Origin of the sequence: Aeromonas sp. sif2433 (assembly GCF_019218705.1) — a bacterium.
Classification (GTDB): Bacteria; Pseudomonadota; Gammaproteobacteria; order Enterobacterales; family Aeromonadaceae; genus Aeromonas; species Aeromonas encheleia.
The window spans coordinates 188,719-207,048 of sequence record NZ_JAHUXD010000008.1; the positions used below are offsets into that span (position 1 = coordinate 188,719).

At 63.1% G+C, this 18,330-nt stretch carries 17 protein-coding genes; 15 read left to right on the plus strand and 2 right to left on the minus strand.

The window, feature by feature from the left end; all coding sequences use genetic code 11:
- Positions 1–90 precede the first annotated feature (90 nt).
- Positions 91–1,344 carry a serine hydroxymethyltransferase gene (glyA, locus tag KW825_RS14255; protein WP_042652815.1) on the minus strand — a complete coding sequence of 418 codons (1,254 nt, stop codon included), beginning with the start codon at positions 1,342–1,344 and terminating at the stop codon, positions 91–93.
- Positions 1,345–1,856: 512 nt separating this feature from the next.
- On the opposite strand from glyA, the gene KW825_RS14260 reads away from it, so the two are divergent.
- The 12 genes from KW825_RS14260 (at position 1,857) to KW825_RS14315 (ending at position 13,948) form a co-directional block, all read left to right on the plus strand.
- Complete coding sequence (locus KW825_RS14260) at positions 1,857–2,144, plus strand: hypothetical protein (RefSeq protein ID WP_042652816.1); 288 nt, start codon at positions 1,857–1,859, stop codon at positions 2,142–2,144.
- 37 nt (positions 2,145–2,181) lie between these two features.
- Positions 2,182–2,586 (plus strand): GFA family protein, encoded by a 405-nt coding sequence (locus tag KW825_RS14265; RefSeq protein ID WP_218329573.1) that lies wholly within the window; start codon positions 2,182–2,184, stop codon positions 2,584–2,586.
- Between the two features lie 256 nt (positions 2,587–2,842).
- Positions 2,843–3,511 (plus strand): molecular chaperone TorD, encoded by a 669-nt coding sequence (gene torD, locus KW825_RS14270; protein ID WP_218329574.1) that lies wholly within the window; start codon positions 2,843–2,845, stop codon positions 3,509–3,511.
- 47 nt (positions 3,512–3,558) lie between these two features.
- Positions 3,559–3,927, plus strand: a complete 369-nt coding sequence (locus tag KW825_RS14275; RefSeq protein WP_042652819.1) for a hypothetical protein — start codon at positions 3,559–3,561, stop codon at positions 3,925–3,927.
- Between the two features lie 106 nt (positions 3,928–4,033).
- The gene (locus KW825_RS14280; protein ID WP_218329575.1) at positions 4,034–5,782 is read left to right on the plus strand and encodes a bifunctional diguanylate cyclase/phosphodiesterase; all 1,749 of its coding nucleotides are present in this window, start codon (positions 4,034–4,036) and stop codon (positions 5,780–5,782) included.
- Positions 5,783–5,957: 175 nt separating this feature from the next.
- Positions 5,958–7,904 (plus strand): acetate--CoA ligase, encoded by a 1,947-nt coding sequence (gene acs / locus KW825_RS14285; protein WP_218329576.1) that lies wholly within the window; start codon positions 5,958–5,960, stop codon positions 7,902–7,904.
- Positions 7,905–8,172: 268 nt separating this feature from the next.
- A complete protein-coding gene (gene aroQ, locus KW825_RS14290; protein ID WP_218290539.1) occupies positions 8,173–8,622 on the plus strand; it encodes a type II 3-dehydroquinate dehydratase in 450 nt (149 codons plus the stop codon).
- Between the two features lie 36 nt (positions 8,623–8,658).
- Complete coding sequence (gene accB / locus KW825_RS14295) at positions 8,659–9,120, plus strand: acetyl-CoA carboxylase biotin carboxyl carrier protein (protein ID WP_042652823.1); 462 nt, start codon at positions 8,659–8,661, stop codon at positions 9,118–9,120.
- 15 nt (positions 9,121–9,135) lie between these two features.
- Entirely contained in the window at positions 9,136–10,476 is a 1,341-nt protein-coding gene (gene accC / locus KW825_RS14300; RefSeq protein WP_218329577.1) for an acetyl-CoA carboxylase biotin carboxylase subunit, read from the plus strand.
- Positions 10,477–10,739: 263 nt separating this feature from the next.
- Positions 10,740–10,988, plus strand: a complete 249-nt coding sequence (locus KW825_RS14305) for a YhdT family protein (RefSeq protein WP_218290538.1) — start codon at positions 10,740–10,742, stop codon at positions 10,986–10,988.
- Positions 10,978–12,435 carry a sodium/pantothenate symporter gene (gene panF, locus KW825_RS14310; protein WP_042652826.1) on the plus strand — a complete coding sequence of 486 codons (1,458 nt, stop codon included), beginning with the start codon at positions 10,978–10,980 and terminating at the stop codon, positions 12,433–12,435. Before KW825_RS14305 ends, panF begins: the two co-directional genes overlap by 11 nt.
- A gap of 88 nt (positions 12,436–12,523) precedes the next feature.
- Positions 12,524–13,948, plus strand: a complete 1,425-nt coding sequence (locus tag KW825_RS14315) for a PTS transporter subunit EIIC (protein ID WP_042652827.1) — start codon at positions 12,524–12,526, stop codon at positions 13,946–13,948.
- Here KW825_RS14315 and KW825_RS14320 read toward each other — a convergent pair whose 3' ends face one another.
- Positions 13,949–14,821: a LysR family transcriptional regulator gene (locus KW825_RS14320; RefSeq protein WP_042652828.1), complete on the minus strand. Its 873-nt coding sequence runs from the start codon at positions 14,819–14,821 to the stop codon at positions 13,949–13,951. It abuts the gene before it with no gap.
- Positions 14,822–14,921: 100 nt separating this feature from the next.
- Here KW825_RS14320 and KW825_RS14325 point away from each other — a divergent pair, with 100 nt between their 5' ends.
- The 3 genes from KW825_RS14325 to KW825_RS14335 all read left to right on the plus strand — a co-directional run bounded on the left by KW825_RS14325 (position 14,922) and on the right by KW825_RS14335 (position 18,176).
- Positions 14,922–15,938, plus strand: a complete 1,017-nt coding sequence (locus KW825_RS14325) for a zinc-binding alcohol dehydrogenase family protein (protein WP_218329578.1) — start codon at positions 14,922–14,924, stop codon at positions 15,936–15,938.
- A 502-nt stretch (positions 15,939–16,440) separates the two neighbouring features.
- On the plus strand, positions 16,441–17,319 hold the full coding sequence (gene prmA, locus KW825_RS14330; protein ID WP_218329579.1) for a 50S ribosomal protein L11 methyltransferase: 879 nt from the start codon (positions 16,441–16,443) through the stop codon (positions 17,317–17,319).
- A gap of 293 nt (positions 17,320–17,612) precedes the next feature.
- The gene (locus KW825_RS14335; protein WP_218329580.1) at positions 17,613–18,176 is read left to right on the plus strand and encodes a sugar O-acetyltransferase; all 564 of its coding nucleotides are present in this window, start codon (positions 17,613–17,615) and stop codon (positions 18,174–18,176) included.
- The last annotated feature ends 154 nt before the right edge of the window (positions 18,177–18,330 follow it).

Genomic DNA, 18,330 nt, shown 5'->3' on the forward strand with positions numbered 1-18,330 from the left:
CCTATGACGCTCGGCCCATGGCGGCACCGAGACCCAAAAAACAATGCCACCCGAGGGTGGCATTGGTCTCACATCGGCACAACCGACTTATCAGGCATAGACCGGGAAGCGGCGGCAGATGTCCAGCACCTGCTCACGCACGTTGGCCAGCACTTCGTCGTTGGCAGGGTTGTCCAACACGTCACAGATCCAGCCGGCCAGCTGCTTGCTCTCGGCTTCCTTGAAACCGCGGCGGGTGATGGCCGGGGTACCAAGGCGCACGCCGGAGGTCACGAACGGGGAGCGCGGATCGTTGGGCACCGAGTTCTTGTTGACGGTGATGTTGGCCTTGCCGAGGGCCGCATCGGCCTCTTTGCCGGTCAGCTCGCGACCAATCAGATCCACCAGCATGAGGTGGTTGTCGGTACCGCCGGAGACGATCTTGTAACCGCGGGCCAGGAACACCTCGACCATGGCCTTGGCGTTCTTGACGACCTGGGCCTGGTAGGTTTTGAATTCCGGCTCAAGCGCTTCCTTGAAGGCCACGGCCTTGCCGGCGATGACATGCATCAGCGGGCCGCCCTGGCCGCCCGGGAAGACGGCGGAGTTCAGCTTCTTGTACAGATCTTCGTCATCAGCGGCGGAGAGGATCAGACCACCACGGGGACCGGCCAGGGTCTTGTGGGTGGTGGAGGTGACCACGTGGGCGTGGGGCACCGGGTTCGGGTAGACGCCGGCGGCGATCAGACCCGCCACGTGGGCCATGTCGACGAACAACCAGGCACCGATCTTGTCGGCAATTTCGCGCATGCGCGCCCAGTCGACCACACCGGAGTAAGCGGAGAAACCGCCGATCATCATCTTCGGCTTGTGCTCGACCGCCAGACGCTCCATCTCCTCGTAGTCGATCTTGCCGGACTCATCGATGCCGTAAGGAATGATGTTGTACAGCTTGCCGGAGAAGTTCACCGGGGAACCGTGGGTCAGGTGACCGCCGTGGGCCAGGTTCATCCCCAGCACGGTGTCGCCCGGCTGCAGCAGGGCCATGTAGACGGCGCTGTTGGCCTGGGAGCCGGAGTGCGGCTGCACGTTGGCGTAAGTGGCACCAAACAGTTCCTTGGCGCGTTCGATGGCCAGGGTCTCGACCACATCGACGTACTCGCAACCACCGTAGTAGCGCTTGGCCGGATAGCCTTCGGCGTACTTGTTGGTCAGCTGGGAGCCTTGGGCTTCCATGACGCGGGGGCTGGTGTAGTTCTCAGACGCGATCAGCTCGATATGTTCTTCCTGACGACGGGTTTCGTCTGTGATGGCCTGCCACAGCTCGGGATCGTAGCCGGCGATGGTCATGTCACGTTTCAACATCCGTTTATCTCCTGAAAATCGTTTGCGCGATAGGTGAAGTGGGCCCGCGCATTGTAACCGGAGCGGGATCAAAGAGACAGTCCGACCACCCAAAAAAATGTTGAATCCATGTTATAAAATGCAAAGTAATTTAGGTCGGCGACGCCATTTTCCCTGCCAGCCCGTCGTGCCACTCCCCCACCTCAGCCGCAAATTGTGGCGCTGGCGCCCCCGTTTCAGACCCGCCCGTCTCCAGTTTTACGAAGTGTTCGGCAAACAACACCTGCGCGATCAACTGCCGGACCTCGGCTGGCCGAGCAGGGCCAGATCGGTATCCAGCCCCCCTGAGCGAACCCGGCGACGCCCGCTCCGATGGCGGCTTCCGCCCCGTCTAGCGGGTCGGCACGGACGCGGGGGCTCCCTGAGCCAAAATCCGAAGCGGATCACAACCGGGGCAGACCCGCTCTTGTAACATATTCATTCGAATCGAATTTTGATTGAATACTGGGCACACCGACACGGGGAACATCGCGATGGATCATCTGCTGACCTTCATCATCCTGGTTGCTTTCTTTCTGTTCTACTGGGTCTACTACACCCATCAACGCAAGCGCGTCCCGAGCACCCACTGGGAGGAGCTGCCCACCCGGGCCCAATACCTGGCGGCCCATCCGGACGCGGTGGACGGCAAGATAGTGTTCTGCTGCCACTGCGGTCACCACAAGCAGCTGGAGGTCGGTCTGGTCCATCTGGCCGACTTTCGGCGCGAGTGGGCCTGCGCCAAGTGCAAGCGGGTCCTGTTTCGCGCGAAGGACGACTAACATGGCCTGAGCCACCAACCCAATACGAGGAAGAGAGATGAGGATGCTACACGCCAGTTGCCTGTGCGGGGCCGTCGGCCTGAGCCTGCCGGATCGATTCGACTACATGGGCAACTGCCATTGCAGCGAGTGCCGCAAGTTTTCGGGGTCGGATTACGCCTCGGTCGGCGGGCTGGACGGGGACAAGGTGACCATAGTGCGGGGAGCCGAGGCCATAGCGCGCTTCCAGAAGTCGGCGGAGACCTCCCTCGCCTTCTGCCGCCACTGCGGCTCCAGCCTGTTCAGCCAGAAGCACAGCAGCAGCAAGATCAACCTGCGGCTCGGCGTGCTCGATGATGTGCCGAGCCAGCAACCGGCCTTTCACATCTTCGTCGGCTCCAAGGCGCCCTGGCACCAGATCGGAGACGACTGCCCGCAGTTCGAGAGCCGGCCACCGGCCTGATCCCGTCTGCTCTTCGATGTTCGGGGACAAGCGCCCGGGAGCCTGGCCCAGACCACCAGGGCCCACACCAGGCTATCGAGCAATTCCAGGGCCAGGCGCCAGCAGTCCCCCACCGGTATCGGCTCACCGGCATCGATCCCATGTTCCCGGCACTGTGAGCGGTACCGGTCAAAACCGCCCCTTGAGTTTCCTTTATTTTTAAAGTCGTTAGAATCGGGGGCCATCCAGGCTCCCGATTGTCATCCACGGAGGAAAAATGCAGGAATTTATGGCTACCAGCGAACGCCGGGCCGAACTCTACTGGTGGTTTTCCACCCTGTTTGCCGCCGAGCTCAACGATGATCAGATCGCCGAGTATGACAGCTACGATGTGCGCAGCTTCCTGAAGAGTCTCTCCACGCTGGATCCCATGCGCGACGCCGTGGCCGAGCTCAACGACGCCATCGCCCGCCTGCTGGTGCGCCCGGATCGCCAGCGGGAGCTGGCCGCCGACTTCGCCGCTCTGTTCCTGGTCGATCCCACGCAGGGGGCCCTGCCCTACGAGTCCCTCTATCGGGGCGATGTCAGGCTGCTGATGCAGGCGCCCATGACCGAGATGCAGGCTCGCCTGCAGCGGCTGGGCATAGACGTCAGCGACAAGTACAAGGAGCCTGCCGATCACCTGGCCATCGAGCTGGACCTGATGGGCAGTCTCATCATCCGCGCCGCCGAGGCCAGCACCGCCGCAGAGCGAGCGCAGTGGCTGCAGGAGCAGGAGGCGCTGTTGCATCAACACCTGCTCGGCTGGTTTGCCGACTTCGAGCAGGCCTGCCGCAAGGCCGACCGGTTTGGCTTCTACGGCGCCAGCGCCCGCCTGCTGGGGGTCTTCCTCGGCATGGATGCCAACTACCTCAACCTGATCAAGCCGGCGCAAGCCGCCGACTGATCGGATGAAAACGGCCCGCTGTTCATGATCTGCCGACGCTCGATGCCATGAAGACGGCCCTGCTGTTGATCGCCTGCTGGCTGCTCACCTTTATTCCGGTGGACCAGGGCTTGCTTCCCTTGGCGGCCCTGTTGTTCAACCCGGACAGGGAGCTCTACGGCGCCGCCCAGCTCACCGGCTTCGCCGGCATACTGCTGACCCTCTATCTCGCCAACCTGGGGGTGGAGGTCGTGCTGCGCCGCCGCTTCCAGATAGCCGGCATGCTCACCCTGCTGGTGGCCTGGGCAGATTTCATCAACTGCAGCGGCAGCACCGCCCACTGGCTGCTGTTGCTCGCCCTCGCCCTGCCTTTTCACCTGCTGGGTCTGCTGGTACTGGTGCGCGGCATCCAGGCATTCGGTCGCCAGAAAGGCTGACATCCCCTTGATTTGACTCCATTCCCTGGCTTGCTTTCCCTCCGGTGACTTCCTGCCATACTGACTCTCAGCAGTAAATGACAACAACATCAATTCAGGAGCCTCCATGGCAAAAGCGCTACCCGAATCGGTTCAGGATCCCTGTCTCCCGCAGCTGTCCCTCCATGAATTGCAGCAGTTATTCGATCTGGCGCCGTTTGGCATCGGGGTATTCGATCGTGAGCTCAGATGCCGCAGCGTCAATGGGACCTTCGCCGAGATCCATGGCCTTCCCCTGGCGGAACTGCTCGGCAAGAGCCTGCTCGAGATAAACCCTGATCTCGCCACCCTGCAGACGCCCCCCATCACTCAAGTGCTACCGCACTCCTCACTGATCCTGAAGGGGATCAACCCCCTCCATCCGGCGCGGTCGCGATACTGGCAGGCCAGTTGCAGTCCCATGCTGAATGCCAGGGGCGCCCCGGAGAGCCTCCTCGTCACCATGCGCAATATCGATCAGGAGGCCATCTGCCGCAGCCAGGAAGCGCGGCTGCAACAGGCCGAGGCCCGGCTCCAGCACCTCGCCTACCATGATCCCCTCACCGATCTCGGCAATCGACGCCTGTTGCAGGAGCGACTCGTGCTGGAGCTCGAGGCGGCCAGGCTCAACCAGCACCAGCTTGCCCTGCTGTTCATCGATCTCGACGGCTTCAAGCTGATCAACGACAACCTGGGGCACGACGCCGGGGATCAACTGCTCAAGCAGCTGGCCCGGCGCATCCGCCATCGCCTGCGCCCAGGCGATCTGGCCACCCGGCTCGGCGGGGACGAGTTTCTGCTGCTGATCCCCGGGGTCGAGCAGCCACAGCGCCTGGTGGCCCTGGCCGAGCAGCTGCTGCTCAGCCTGCACGAGCCGGTCGAGCTGGGGCAGGAGCAGGTGGCCGTCTCGGCCAGCATCGGCATAGCGCTCTACCCGGATCATGGCCAGAGCGCGGACGCCCTCATCAGCGCGGCCGACAGCGCCATGCACGAGGCGAAGCGCCAGGGCCATAATGGCCATCTGTTCTACTCCCCCGCCATGGCCGAGCAGCGCAGAGAGCGCATGCTGCTGGAGCAGGGGCTGATCAAGGCCATGGCCCAGCAGCAGTTTCGCCTGCTGTATCAACCCATGACGGATCTGGCCAGCGATCGGCTCAGTGGGCTGGAGGCCCTGGTGCGCTGGCAACACCCGAGCGAGGGCGTCATCTCCCCCGCCCGCTTCATCCCGGTGGCGGAGGAGTGCGGCCTGATAGAGCGGCTCGGCGAGTGGGTGATGCGCACCGCCTGTCAGCAGGGTCAGCGCTGGCTGGCGAACGGCCTCTCGGTGCCCCGCCTGTCCGTCAATGTGTCGGTCAGGGAGATGCGCGCCCTCGACTATGTGGAGCGGGTAGCCGCCATCCTGGCGGAGACCGGCTTCCCGCCGGCGTTGCTGGAGCTAGAAGTGACCGAGAGCATCATCCAGAGCGTGGATCAGAGCCTGCAGCTGTTTACCCGTCTCAAGGCGCTGGGGGTGCAGATCGCCATCGATGATTTCGGCACCGGCTTCTCCTCTCTGAGCCTGCTGAAAAGCCTGCCCATCGATCGCATCAAGATAGACAGGACCTTCGTCCAGGCCCTGCCCGATGACAAGCACAGCCGGGAGCTGTGCCGCACCATAGTCCATCTGGCGGGCAGCCTCGGCATGGCGGTCACCGCCGAAGGCATCGAGACCCAGTCCCAGCGCCAGTTCTTGCAGTCACTGCGCTGCGAGGAGGGGCAGGGCTATCTGTTCAGCCACCCGCTGTCAAAGTCCCACCTGGCCAGCAAGCTGGCCCCAGACGGCGGCCTCTGCTGCTAGCGCCCCCATGGCGCGAAAAAGGGAGCCCCTGGCTCCCTTTCTGCTGTCATCCCGCTTGGCCCAGGGGCCCCTCTCCTCATCCTCTCGTCGCTATCCAAAAGTCTAATTGCCCTCACACACCAAAGGTATAAGTTGTTATCTAATCATGACGAGAATGTATTCAAAGGAGTGACAGATGAGCGAGCACAAGGTCTACCCGGTCAAGGCCCACATCAGCAAGGGTGCCCTGCTGGACAAGGCGGGTTATGAGGCCATGTACCAGGCGTCGGTACAGGATCCGGACGCCTTCTGGGGGGAGCAGGGCAAGATCCTCGACTGGATGAAGCCCTACACCAGGGTCAAGAATACCTCCTACGATCCGGGCCACGTCTCCATCAAGTGGTATGAGGACGGCCTGCTCAACGTCTCGGCCAACTGCCTGGATCGCCATCTGGTGGAACGCGGCGACAAGGTGGCCATCATCTGGGAGGGGGACAACCCGGCCGAGGATCGCAAGCTGACCTACCGCGAGCTGCATGGCGAGGTGTGCAAGTTTGCCAATGTGCTCAAGGCGCAAGGGGTCAGGCGTGGCGACGTGGTCTGCCTCTATATGCCCATGGTGCCTGAGGCTGCCATCGCCATGCTGGCCTGTACCCGGGTCGGTGCCGTGCACAGCATCGTCTTCGGCGGCTTCTCGCCGGAGGCCCTGGCCGGCCGCATCATCGACTCCGGCTCCTCCGTCGTCATCACCGCCGACGAGGGGCTGCGCGGCGGTCGCCCCATCCCGCTCAAGAAGAACGTGGACGAGGCGCTCACCAACCCGGACACCCGGATCAGCAAGGTGATCGTGCTCAAACGCACCGGCGGCAACGTCGCCTGGCACGGTCACAGGGACATCTGGTGGCACGACGCCATCGCCACGGCCAGCCCGGATTGCCCGCCCGAGGCGATGGGCGCCGAGGATCCGCTGTTCGTGCTCTACACCTCGGGATCCACCGGCAAGCCGAAGGGGGTGCTGCACACCACCGGCGGCTACCTGGTCTATGCCGCCCTCACCTTCAAATACGTGTTCGACTATCACGAAGAAGACATCTACTGGTGTACCGCCGACGTGGGCTGGGTCACCGGCCACTCCTACCTGGTCTACGGCCCGCTCGCCAACGGCGCCACCACATTGATGTTCGAAGGGGTGCCGAACTACCCGGCCACCAACCGCATGAGCCAGGTGGTGGACAAACACCAGGTCAGCATCCTCTATACCGCGCCGACCGCGATCCGCGCCCTGATGGCCAAGGGCAAGGAGGCGATCGAGGGTACCTCCCGCTCCAGCCTGCGCATCATGGGATCTGTGGGGGAACCCATCAACCCGGAAGCCTGGGAGTGGTACTACCGCACCATAGGCGACGAGCGCTGCCCCATCGTCGATACCTGGTGGCAGACCGAGACCGGCGGCATCCTGATCAGCCCGCTGCCCGGTGTGACCGATCTCAAACCGGGCTCGGCCACCCGCCCCTTCTTCGGCGTGCAACCTGCGCTGGTGGACAACCTGGGCGAGCCGCTGGAGGGGGCCACCGAGGGCAACCTGGTGATCACCGACTCCTGGCCGGGCCAGATGCGCACCGTGTTCGGCGATCATGATCGCTTCGAGCAGACTTATTTCTCTACCTTCCCCGGTCGCTACTTCACCGGCGACGGCGCCCGTCGCGACGAGGATGGCTACTACTGGATCACCGGTCGGGTGGATGATGTACTGAACGTCTCCGGTCACCGCATGGGCACCGCCGAGATCGAATCGGCGCTGGTCGCCCATCCCAAGATCGCCGAGGCGGCGGTGGTGGGCGTTCCCCACGAGATCAAGGGCCAGGGCATCTACGCCTATGTCACCCTGATCGCCGGGGAAGAGCCGAGCCGTGAGCTGCATAAAGAGGTGAAGGAGTGGGTGCGCAAGGAGATAGGCGCCATCGCCACCCCGGACGTGATCCACTGGGCCGAGGGGCTGCCCAAGACCCGTTCCGGCAAGATCATGCGCCGGATCTTGCGCAAGATTGCCACCGGCGAGACCGACAGCCTGGGGGATATCTCCACCCTGGCGGATCCGGGCGTAGTCGACAAGCTCATCCGCGAGAAGTCCGAAGCGGCCTGACGCAGGTCCCTGCCTACGACCCCTAAAGCCGGCCTTGCGCCGGCTTTGTCATCCCTGCCGCCCACCTTTGCCGGCAGGCGCTGAAAAGCTCAAAAAATAGACAGATGTAGAGATTAGACCAGTAAAGTGCTGCTAATTTTCACGAAATCAATATAATTGCGAAATCTGTGTGCCAGTGCACACCGAATTGCGCAGAAAATGGCTAGATTTCTGGTCATCCGCAAGATAGCTGATAGATAGCAGCATTATCATCGAGGATGTACTCAATATGTCGCAACATCACCGAATTCTCCTGCTCAACGGTCCCAATCTGAATCTGCTGGGCAAGCGGGAACCGGGTATCTACGGCAGCAAGACGCTCGATGAGATCGTCGCCGATCTGCAGCTAAGCGCCAGCGAACTCGGTGTCACTCTGGATCACCTGCAATCCAACGCCGAACATGAATTGGTCGGCCGCATCCACCAGGCCATGGGCCAGGTGGATTTTATCATCATCAACCCGGCCGCCTTCACCCATACCAGCGTCGCCCTGCGCGATGCCCTGCTGGGTGTCGCCATTCCCTTCATCGAGGTGCACCTGTCAAACGTGCACGCCAGGGAGCCCTTCCGTCATCACTCCTATCTGTCTGATGTCGCCAAGGGGGTGATCTGTGGGCTGGGTGCCGATGGCTACCAATTCGCTTTAACCGCGGCCGTGCATCAGTTGCGCGCGGCTTGATAATCACTGATCAGATAAAGAAGAAAGAGAATGCTAATGGATATCCGCAAAATCAAGAAGCTGATTGAACTGGTTGAAGAGTCCGGCATCGCCGAGCTGGAAATCTCCGAAGGGGAAGAATCTGTTCGCATCAGCCGTAATTTCTCCGGCCAGGTTAGCGTTGCCCCGCAGATGATGATGCAGCAGGCGCCCATGCAACAGGTTGCCGCCCCTGCCGCTACAGCTGCAGCGGCCGCCGCTCCGGCTGCCGATACCACCCCGAGTGGTCATCTGATGCGCTCCCCCATGGTTGGCTCCTTCTATCGCTCCTCCAGCCCGGAAGCCAAGCCGTTCGTGGAAGTTGGTCAGCACGTCAATGTCGGCGATACCCTGTGCATCGTCGAAGCCATGAAAATGATGAACCAAATCGAGTCTGACAAGGCCGGAGTGATCAAAGCGATCCTGGCTGAAAATGGTCAGGCCGTCGAGTTTGACGAGCCGCTGTTCATCATCGAATAAGGGAAGACGCCACCCATGTTGGACAAAGTAGTCATCGCCAACCGAGGTGAAATTGCCCTGCGGATCCTGCGCGCCTGCAAAGAGCTCGGGATCAAGACAGTGGCCGTTCACTCAACCGCCGATCGGGAGCTCAAACATGTGCTGCTGGCCGACGAAACCATCTGCATCGGCAAGCCTGCCAGTGGGGACTCCTACCTCAACGTGCCGGCCATCATCGCCGCCGCCGAGGTGACGGGTGCCGTCGCCATTCACCCTGGCTACGGCTTCCTCTCCGAGAACGCCGACTTCGCCGAAGTGGTCGAAAAATCCGGTTTCATCTTCATCGGCCCGCGCGCCGAGACCATTCGCCTGATGGGTGACAAGGTCTCCGCCATCGAGGCGATGAAGAAGGCCGGCGTGCCCTGCGTACCCGGCTCCGACGGCCCGGTGGACAACGATACCAAGCGCAACGCCACCATCGCCAAGCGGATCGGTTACCCCGTGATCATCAAGGCCGCCGGTGGCGGTGGTGGTCGTGGCATGCGCGTGGTGCGCAATGAGGCCGAACTGGCCGCCGCCATCGCCCTGACCAAATCCGAAGCAGGCCAGTTCTTCAAGAACGACATGGTCTACATGGAGAAGTACCTGGAGAACCCGCGTCACATCGAGATCCAGATCTTGGCGGACGGTCAGGGCACCGCCCTCTACCTGGGTGAGCGGGACTGCTCCATGCAGCGCCGTCACCAGAAGGTGGTGGAAGAGGCGCCGGCTCCCGGCATCACCGAAGAGATGCGCAAGTTCATCGGTGAGCGCTGCGTGCGTGCCTGTCTCGAGATCGGCTACCGCGGTGCCGGTACCTTCGAGTTCCTGTACGAGAACGGCGAGTTCTACTTCATCGAGATGAACACCCGGATCCAGGTCGAGCACCCGGTCACCGAGATGGTCACCGGCGTGGATCTGATCAAGGAGCAGCTGCGCATCGCCGCCGGCCAGCCCCTGTCGATCACCCAGCAGGACATCCGCATCCGTGGCCATGCCATCGAATGCCGGATCAACGCCGAAGATCCGGCCACCTTCATGCCGTCTCCTGGCCTGATCCAGCGCTTCCATGCGCCGGGTGGTCTGGGCGTGCGTTGGGAGTCCCATATCTATGCGGGCTACAAGGTGCCGCCTTACTATGACTCCATGATCGGCAAGCTAATCTGTTACGGTGAGAACCGCGACATCGCCATCGCCCGCATGCGTCACTCCCTCGACGAGCTGGTGGTGGAAGGGATCAAGACCAACATCGCCCTGCAAAAAGAGATCATGAAGGACGAAAACTTCCAGCACGGTGGCACCAACATCCACTATCTGCACAAGAAGTTGGGTCTGTAAAAGGTGCCAGGACCCGACGGCTTGCCGCACGGTGGCATTAACAGCCACTATCTGCACAAGAAGTTGGGTCTGTAAGAGGTGCCAGGACCCGATGACTTGCCGCACGGTGGCATTAACAGCCACCATCTGCACAAGAAGTTGGGTCTGTAAGGACTCTTCAACAGAGATTGTCCGGTCCCTCCGGATCGGCAACGAAAAAAGGGCCATGGCGACATGGCCCTTTTTTGTTATTCTTGCGCCCCTCTCAATCGTCGGAGGCCAAGGTGAACCGTTTCGCTCTCGCCCGTCGGGAAGCAGCCTTCTGCCTGCTGCTCACCCTGCTTTACTTCGTTGCCTGGTATGGCACCGCTTACTTCATCCCGGAAGAGATAGAACTCTGGGATATGCCGCTCTGGTTCCTGCTCAGCTGCATGCTGATGCCACTGCTGTTTATCGGCCTGTGCGGGCTGATGGTGGATCGCCTGTTCATCGAAATCCCGCTGGATACCGAGGAGTCGTCACATGAATCTTGAGTTGATGCTCCCCCTCGTCATCTATCTGGTGCTGGTGCTGGGGGTCGGCTTCTGGGCCAGCCGCCATCGCAGCAACGGGGACTTCGTGCAGGAGTACTTCATCGGCAACCGCAGCATGGGCGGCCTGGTGCTGGCCATGACGCTGGTGGCCACCTATACCTCGGCCTCCTCCTTCATCGGCGGGCCCGGCGCCGCCTACAAGATAGGCCTAGGCTGGGTGCTGCTGGCGATGATCCAGCTGCCCACCGTCTGGCTCACCCTGGGGGTGCTCGGCAAGAAGTTCGCCATCATCGCCCGCCGGGTCAATGCGGTGACCATCAACGACATGCTGTGGGCCCGCTACCGCAGCAAGTGGGTGGTGGTGCTGGGCTCGGTGACCATCATCCTCGCCTTCATCGCCACCATGGTGGTGCAGTTCATCGGCGGCGCCCGCCTGCTGGAGACCGCCACCGGCCTTAGCTATCAGCAGGGACTCTTCCTGTTTGCCAGCTGCGTGCTGCTCTACACGGTGATCGGCGGCTTTCGCGCCGTGGTGATGACCGATGCGCTGCAGGGCATCATCATGCTGATCGGCACCGGCGCCCTGCTGGCCGGGATCCTGATCGCCGGAGACGGCCTGCCGAACCTCATCCATCAGCTCAAGGTGATCGATCCCAAGCTGGTCAGCCCGCAGGGGGCAGGCGACATGCTGACCCAGCCCTTCATGCTGAGCTTCTGGGTGCTGGTCTGCATCGGGGTGGTGGGCCTGCCCCACTCGGCCCTGCGCTGCTTCGGCTACCGGGACAGCAAGGCGTTGCACAGAGGCATCCTCATCGGCACCGTGGTCAGCGCCCTGCTGATGTTCGGCATGCATTTGGCCGGCGCCCTGGGGCGCGCCATCCTGCCCGGCATGGACAGCCCGGACAAGATCATGCCCTCGCTGATGATGGAGGTGCTGCCGCCCTGGCTGGCGGGGGTCTTCCTGGCGGCGCCGATGGCGGCGATCATGTCCACCATCGACTCCCAGCTGATCCAGGCCTCGGCGACCCTGGTGAAGGATCTCTACCTCAATTACCTCAATCCTCGCCAAGAGAAGCTGGAAGTGCGCATTCCACGCCTCTCCCTGCTCTGTACCCTGATCCTGGGCACCCTGGTGCTGCTGGCGGCATTGCAGCCGCCCGAGATGATCATCTGGCTCAACCTGCTCGCCTTCGGCGGCCTGCAGGCGGTGTTCCTCTGGCCGCTGGTGCTCGGCCTCTACTGGTCGCGGGCCAATGGCCCGGGGGCGCTGGCCAGCATGCTGAGCGGTATCCTCTGCTATGGGGGCCTGAGCCAGTGGGGGATCAAGCTGGCCGGCTTGCACGCCATAGTGCCCAGCCTGGGGCTGGGGCTGGTCGCCTTCATCCTGGTCAGCCTGCTGACGCCGCCACCGGATCAGGCCGTGCGCCGTTTATTTGATCAGAAATAATAAATGGCTCGATAAAAGGCAGGCACCTATCCCCAAATGGGTGCCTTGCAGGTAAACTGTGCGCTGCATCACAAAATAGCGCCCGTTTATGCCCGTACAGAACGCCAGACAGATCCTGACTCAATCCCTGCAACGACTCGGCTATGCCCTGTTGTTGCCGGTCTCCATCCTGCCGCTGGCCGCCCTGCTCTATCGGCTCGGCCAGCCGGATGTGCTGGATCTGGCGGTGCTCTCCCTCGCGGGTCGTGCCCTGTTCAGCCAGATGCCGCTCATCTATGCGGTGGCCATCGCCTTCGGCCTGAGCCGGCAGGGGCAAGGCGCCCAGGCGATGGCCGGGGCGGTCAACTTCCTGCTGCTGAGCTCGGCCCTGGCGACCCTGGCCCCCGGCCTGCATGCGGACATGATCTGCGGCCTGCTGGCGGGGCTGACCACGGCGCTGGTCTGCTCCTGGACCCGCAGCCTGCCCCTGCCCGCCTGGCTGCAACAGTTGCAGGGGGAGCTGCCGGGCCTGCTGCTCTCGGCCCTGATCTGCCTGCTGCTGGTCCTCCCCCTCTCGCTCCTCTGGCCGCTGCTGGAGCAGGGCATCACACTGGTCGCCTCCGATCTGCTCACCACGCCGTTTGGCGCCTTCTGCTACGGCGTGCTGAACCGGCTGTTGATCCCCCTCGGCCTGCATCAGGTGCTGGGCAGCCTGGTGGGCCTCGGCGAGAGCAACCTGCAGGCGCTCGCCACCGCCCAGCCCCTGCACGAGGGCTATGTGGCCGGGCTCTACCCGATCATCATGTTCGGTCTGCCCGGTGCCTGTTTCGCCATCTGGCTGCACCGCCAGCGCCTGCAACGGCTGCCACAGGGGGGCCTGCTGCTCACCCTGGCGCTCACCTCGGCCCTGGTCGGCATCACCGAGCCCATCGAGTTCCTGTTCGCCTTCGTCGCCCCCTGGCTGTTTCTGACCCATGCCCTGCTCACCGGGATCTCGCTGGGCATCTGCAGCTCACTCGGCATCAAGGTGGGCAGTTACTTCTCCGCCGGGCTGCTGGATCTGGTGCTCAGCTACTCTGCCGGCGAGCACAGCTTCTGGCTGATCCCGCTCGGCATCCTGTTCTTCGTCGCCTATGCCCTGATCTTCTCCCTGCTGCTGGATCACGCCCCCCTCAGCCTGCCGAGCCGACCCATCGCCGATGAGCTGCCACGGCTCGCCAACGTGGCACCGACCGATCCGCAGATGCTGGCCATCCAGTACCTCAAGGTGCTGGGGGGGATGGACAACCTGCTGGCCATGAACGTCTGCCTGACCCGCCTCAGCCTGCGGGTGCGCGACATGATGCTGGTGGATCAGCTCCGCCTGACCGGGCTCGGCTGCCTCTCCTGGATCGAGCTGAACGAGCATCAGCTGGTGCTGGTGCTGGGCCCCAACGCCAGCCTGGTCGAGGGGCAGATCCGCATGCTGGCCGAGCGTCAGTCGGTGCCGCTCGGCCTCGAGCCCAGCCAGGCCCCCCTCAGCCAGAGTCTCTGATCAGGCGAAGGGCAGCCGCTCGGCGACGAAGTCCATCAGGCTGCGCAGGGCGGGCGCCAGGTGCTCCCGGCTGGGGTATATGAGGTAGAAGGGGTTGGGCGGTATGGGGTGATCCGGCAGCACCTTCAGCAGCCGCCCCGCACTGAGATCGTCCCGACAGACGTGATCCGGCAGCAGGGCTATCCCCCCCTGATGCAGGGCCAGCTCCCGCAGCGCCAGCAGGCTGTTGCTGATGCAGGCCCCCTGCGGCCGCCAGCCTCCCTCCTGCAGCGGCCACACCGGCAGCGCCGAATGCACCAGGCAGGCATGGCGCCCCAGCTCCGCCAGCTGCTGCGGCGCACCGTGGCTAGCTAAATAGCCGGGGGCCGCCACCAGATGGCGCGCCACCTGGCCGATGCGCCGGCAGATGAGGCTGGAGTCTTTCAGCGGCGCCGCCCGCAGCGCCAGATCGTAACCCTCCCCCACCAGATCCAACTGCTCGTCACTCAGGGTCAACTCCAGCACCACCTCGGGGTAGAGGGCGCGAAACTCCGCCAGTATCTTGCCGAGCAGCAGGGTACCGGTCGCCTCCGGTGCCGTGACCCTCACCCGGCCGGCCGGCGCACTGCGCAGCCTGGCCATGGCGAGATTGGCGCTGCGCGCCAGGGTCAACAGCCCCCGGCAGTGCTCCACATAGAGCTCCCCCTGCGGGGTCAGGCTGAGCCTGCGGGTGGTGCGCTGCAGCAGGCGCACCCCCAGCTGGGATTCGAGGCGCGAGATCTTCTGGCTCACCGACGACTTGGGCATACCGAGCACCTCGGCCGCCCCGGTGAAACTGCCCTGCTCCACTACTGTGGCGAACAGCCCCATCAACTCCAGTTCGACATTGTTCATATATTCAAACAGTCTTTCTTGATTACCCATCTTAATGAGGATAATTAACCAGACTAGACTGGCAAGCAATCCCACTCATACCGATTTGAAAGGAATTGCCATGAAAGCCATCGCCCTGACCCACTACCTGCCCAGCGATCACCCCCACTGCTTCATCGAGGCCAACCTGCCCACCCCGACCCCGGGCCCACGGGATCTGCTGGTGAGGGTCAAGGCCACCTCCATCAACCCGGTCGATACCAAGGTGCGCGCCCCCAAGGCCAAGGTGGAAGCGAGCCCGCGGGTGCTGGGGTGGGATGCGGTGGGAGAGGTGGTGGCCGTCGGTAGCGAGGTGACCCTGTTCAAGGCCGGCGACAGAGTCTGGTATGCCGGCGACATCAGCCGTCCCGGCAGCAACAGTGCGCTGCAGCTGATCGATGAGCGCATCACCGCCCTCGCCCCGACCAGCCTGACGGATGTGGAGGCCGCCGCCCTGCCGCTGACCGCCATCACCGCCTGGGAGGCGCTGTTCGAGCGCATCGGCCTCAACCGCGAGAGCGAGGGACGGCTGCTGATCATCGGCGGCGCCGGCGGCGTCGGCTCCATCGCCATCCAGCTCGCTCGCCAGCTCACCAGGATGGAGGTGATCGCCACCGCCTCTCGGCCTGAAACCCGTGATTGGTGCCTGGCCATGGGCGCCCACCAGGTAGTGAGTCATCACAACCTGCAGGCTGAGCTGGCGGGGCTCGGCATCAGCCAGCTCGATGCCATCTTCTGCACCAACGCCACCGAGCAGCACTGGGCCGCCATGGCGAGTCTCATTCGCCCGTTCGGCCACATCTGCACCATCGCCGAGTCCAACGAGCCCTGGGATCTCGGCCTGCTCAAGCCCAAGAGCGCCACCTTCAGCCAGGAGTTCATGTTCACCCGCTCCCTGTTCCAGACCCCGGACATGATAGAGCAGCACCATCTGCTCGGCCGGGTCGCCGCGCTGCTGGATGACGGCACGCTCAAGACCACGCTCACCAAGACGATCCCCGAGCTGACCGCGCTTACCCTGGCTCAGGCCCATGCCGAGGTGGAGGCGGGTCGCATGGTGGGCAAGCTGGTGATCGACATGGCCGGGTTTGCAGACTAATCCCTAATGGGTAAAAACTGCACCATCATGGGGTGGACTCACCAGTGATAGGCCCCAAGAGTGCACAGCTCGGCCTAGCGCCAGACCCTCACCACCCAGCCTCCCCGCGAAAGCGGCATAAAAAAGGGGCCATCCCGCCGGGATGGCCCTAAATACCTGAACGTTGGGGTAACAATCACACACATATCCTTATGCAGGACAGACTAAGCTTTGCAGCTTGCGTGCCAACCCGCCGTTTTTCCACCCGATCACTCCCTTTTCCCGGCCATTAGCGCCCATCAAAAAAAGCCACCCGAAGGTGGCTGAAAAAAGATGACGGAACTTTCATAGAGCAAAGCATTCAGCGGGAACAGGTTGCTTCCCGTCACCCAATGAGGAATACATTAACCGTGCCAACTCGGCAGAGTTCTCTTCCTGCACCATGCCGACATGGGCAAACCACGACAGCACAGGCCCATGATGATAGACTTCCGCGGTTTCACATTTATGAAGAGTCGACGCCATGCCCTGGATACAAATTCGAATCAACGCCACCGCCAAGACCGCGGACAAGGTGAGCAACATGCTGCTGGGGCGTGGAGCCCAGGCCGTGACCTTTATGGATGCCCAGGATGTTCCCGTCTACGAGCCCCTGCCCGGCGAGACCCCGCTCTGGGGTGAGACCGAGGTGATGGGCCTGTTCGACGCCGAAACCGACCCGGCCCCCACCATCGCCTTCTTCCAGCAGATCTTCGGGGAAGACGTGGGCTACAAGGTCGAGCAGCTGGAAGACAAGGACTGGGTGCGCGAGTGGATGGATCACTTCCACCCCATGCAGTTCGGCGAGCGGCTCTGGATCTGCCCGAGCTGGCGCGATGTGCCCAACCCGGATGCGGTCAACGTCATGCTGGATCCGGGCCTGGCGTTCGGCACCGGCACCCACCCCACCACGGCGCTCTGCCTGCAGTGGCTGGACGGGCTGGATCTGGCCGGCAAGACGGTGGTCGACTTCGGTTGCGGCTCCGGCATTCTCGGCATCGCCGCCCTGAAACTCGGCGCCGCCCGTGTCATCGGCATCGACATCGATCCCCAGGCCATCCAGGCTAGCCATGACAACGCCGAACGCAACGGCGTCGCCGGCCAGATCGAACTCTACCTGCCGGCTGATCAGCCGCAAGATGTCGAAGCGGACGTGGTGGTCGCCAACATCCTGGCCGGCCCGCTGCGCGAGCTGGCGCCACTCATCGCCGGGCACGGCAAAGCGGGCAGCCTGATGGCCCTCTCCGGCGTGCTGGAAAGCCAGGCGCCAGAGCTGGAGACCATCTACGGCCAGTGGTTCGACATGGACCAAACCGCGGTGAAAGAGGAGTGGTGCCGCCTCTCAGGTCGCAAGCACGGTTGATGGGTACTGAATCAACTCTGCGGCCGCAAGCAGGGCTGATGGGTACGGCGCCACCGGCAAGGCGCTGAGATCTCTGAAACAACAAGGGCACCCCGGGGTGCCCTTGTTGTTTTCCGGCTCCGCTCCTCTGCCCTCCCCCCACGGAGCTGTATGAGGATGCCAAGGCTGAGTCCGGGCTCACTCTTCTCTCGCCCATAACCGCGTAGAATGTCCTTCCCGACAGCCGATGGTGCCCATTCCGGGAGCGATGAGGCATCAGCCGGCAACCATGCCAGCCCGACCGGAGGCCATTTATGAGCGACTACCAGAAAATGATCAGCAGCCAGCCCTATAACTGCATGGCCTCCGAGCTGGATACCCTGCGCCGGGAGACGGCCCGCCTGTACCGTCGTTTCAACCGGGCCGATGAGGAGGCAGAACAGCAGATCCTGCTGCGGGCGCTGATCGGCGAGCTGGCGGAGGGGGCCTTCATCTGCCCGCCGTTCTACTGCACCTATGGCCGCCACATCAGCCTGGGGAAGGATTCCTACATCAACATGGGGGCGACCTTGCTGGATAACGCCCCGATCTGCATCGGCGCCGCGGTCATGATAGGGCCGAACGTGCAGATCTACACCGCCGCCCACGCCCTGGCGGCAGATGAGCGCATCCAGGGGGTGGAGACGGCGCTGCCGGTCACCATAGAGGACAGGGTCTGGATCGGCGGCGGCGCCATACTGCTGCCGGGGGTCACCATAGGGCGGGAGGCCATCGTCGGCGCCGGTGCCGTGGTGACCCGGGACGTGCCGGCCGGCGCACGGGTGGTGGGCAACCCGGCCCGGATCCTGCCCGCCAAGGCAGCCATGCCAGTGACCTAGGGGAACAGCTCAAAATCCGCTCATAAAAATAGAGCCCTATGTCATGAGCCACATTGGACTGTAAAAAGGGGCTGCCGGATGCCAGGGACATAGGTCAAAAAACGCCCATAAAAATAAAGCCCAATGTCATCAAGACGTTGGGCTATAAAAAGGT

Bases quoted from the DNA above. Each gene is read 5' to 3' on its own strand.
- glyA (WP_042652815.1), bottom strand. From the start codon at position 1,344: ATGTTGAAACGTGACATGACCATCGCCGGCTACGATCCCGAGCTGTGG.
- KW825_RS14260 (WP_042652816.1), top strand. From the start codon at position 1,857: ATGGATCATCTGCTGACCTTCATCATCCTGGTTGCTTTCTTTCTGTTC.
- KW825_RS14265 (WP_218329573.1), top strand. From the start codon at position 2,182: ATGAGGATGCTACACGCCAGTTGCCTGTGCGGGGCCGTCGGCCTGAGC.
- torD (WP_218329574.1), top strand. From the start codon at position 2,843: ATGCAGGAATTTATGGCTACCAGCGAACGCCGGGCCGAACTCTACTGG.
- KW825_RS14275 (WP_042652819.1), top strand. From the start codon at position 3,559: ATGAAGACGGCCCTGCTGTTGATCGCCTGCTGGCTGCTCACCTTTATT.
- KW825_RS14280 (WP_218329575.1), top strand. From the start codon at position 4,034: ATGGCAAAAGCGCTACCCGAATCGGTTCAGGATCCCTGTCTCCCGCAG.
- acs (WP_218329576.1), top strand. From the start codon at position 5,958: ATGAGCGAGCACAAGGTCTACCCGGTCAAGGCCCACATCAGCAAGGGT.
- aroQ (WP_218290539.1), top strand. From the start codon at position 8,173: ATGTCGCAACATCACCGAATTCTCCTGCTCAACGGTCCCAATCTGAAT.
- accB (WP_042652823.1), top strand. From the start codon at position 8,659: ATGGATATCCGCAAAATCAAGAAGCTGATTGAACTGGTTGAAGAGTCC.
- accC (WP_218329577.1), top strand. From the start codon at position 9,136: ATGTTGGACAAAGTAGTCATCGCCAACCGAGGTGAAATTGCCCTGCGG.
- panF (WP_042652826.1), top strand. From the start codon at position 10,978: ATGAATCTTGAGTTGATGCTCCCCCTCGTCATCTATCTGGTGCTGGTG.
- KW825_RS14315 (WP_042652827.1), top strand. From the start codon at position 12,524: ATGCCCGTACAGAACGCCAGACAGATCCTGACTCAATCCCTGCAACGA.
- KW825_RS14320 (WP_042652828.1), bottom strand. From the start codon at position 14,821: ATGAACAATGTCGAACTGGAGTTGATGGGGCTGTTCGCCACAGTAGTG.
- KW825_RS14325 (WP_218329578.1), top strand. From the start codon at position 14,922: ATGAAAGCCATCGCCCTGACCCACTACCTGCCCAGCGATCACCCCCAC.
- prmA (WP_218329579.1), top strand. From the start codon at position 16,441: ATGCCCTGGATACAAATTCGAATCAACGCCACCGCCAAGACCGCGGAC.
- KW825_RS14335 (WP_218329580.1), top strand. From the start codon at position 17,613: ATGAGCGACTACCAGAAAATGATCAGCAGCCAGCCCTATAACTGCATG.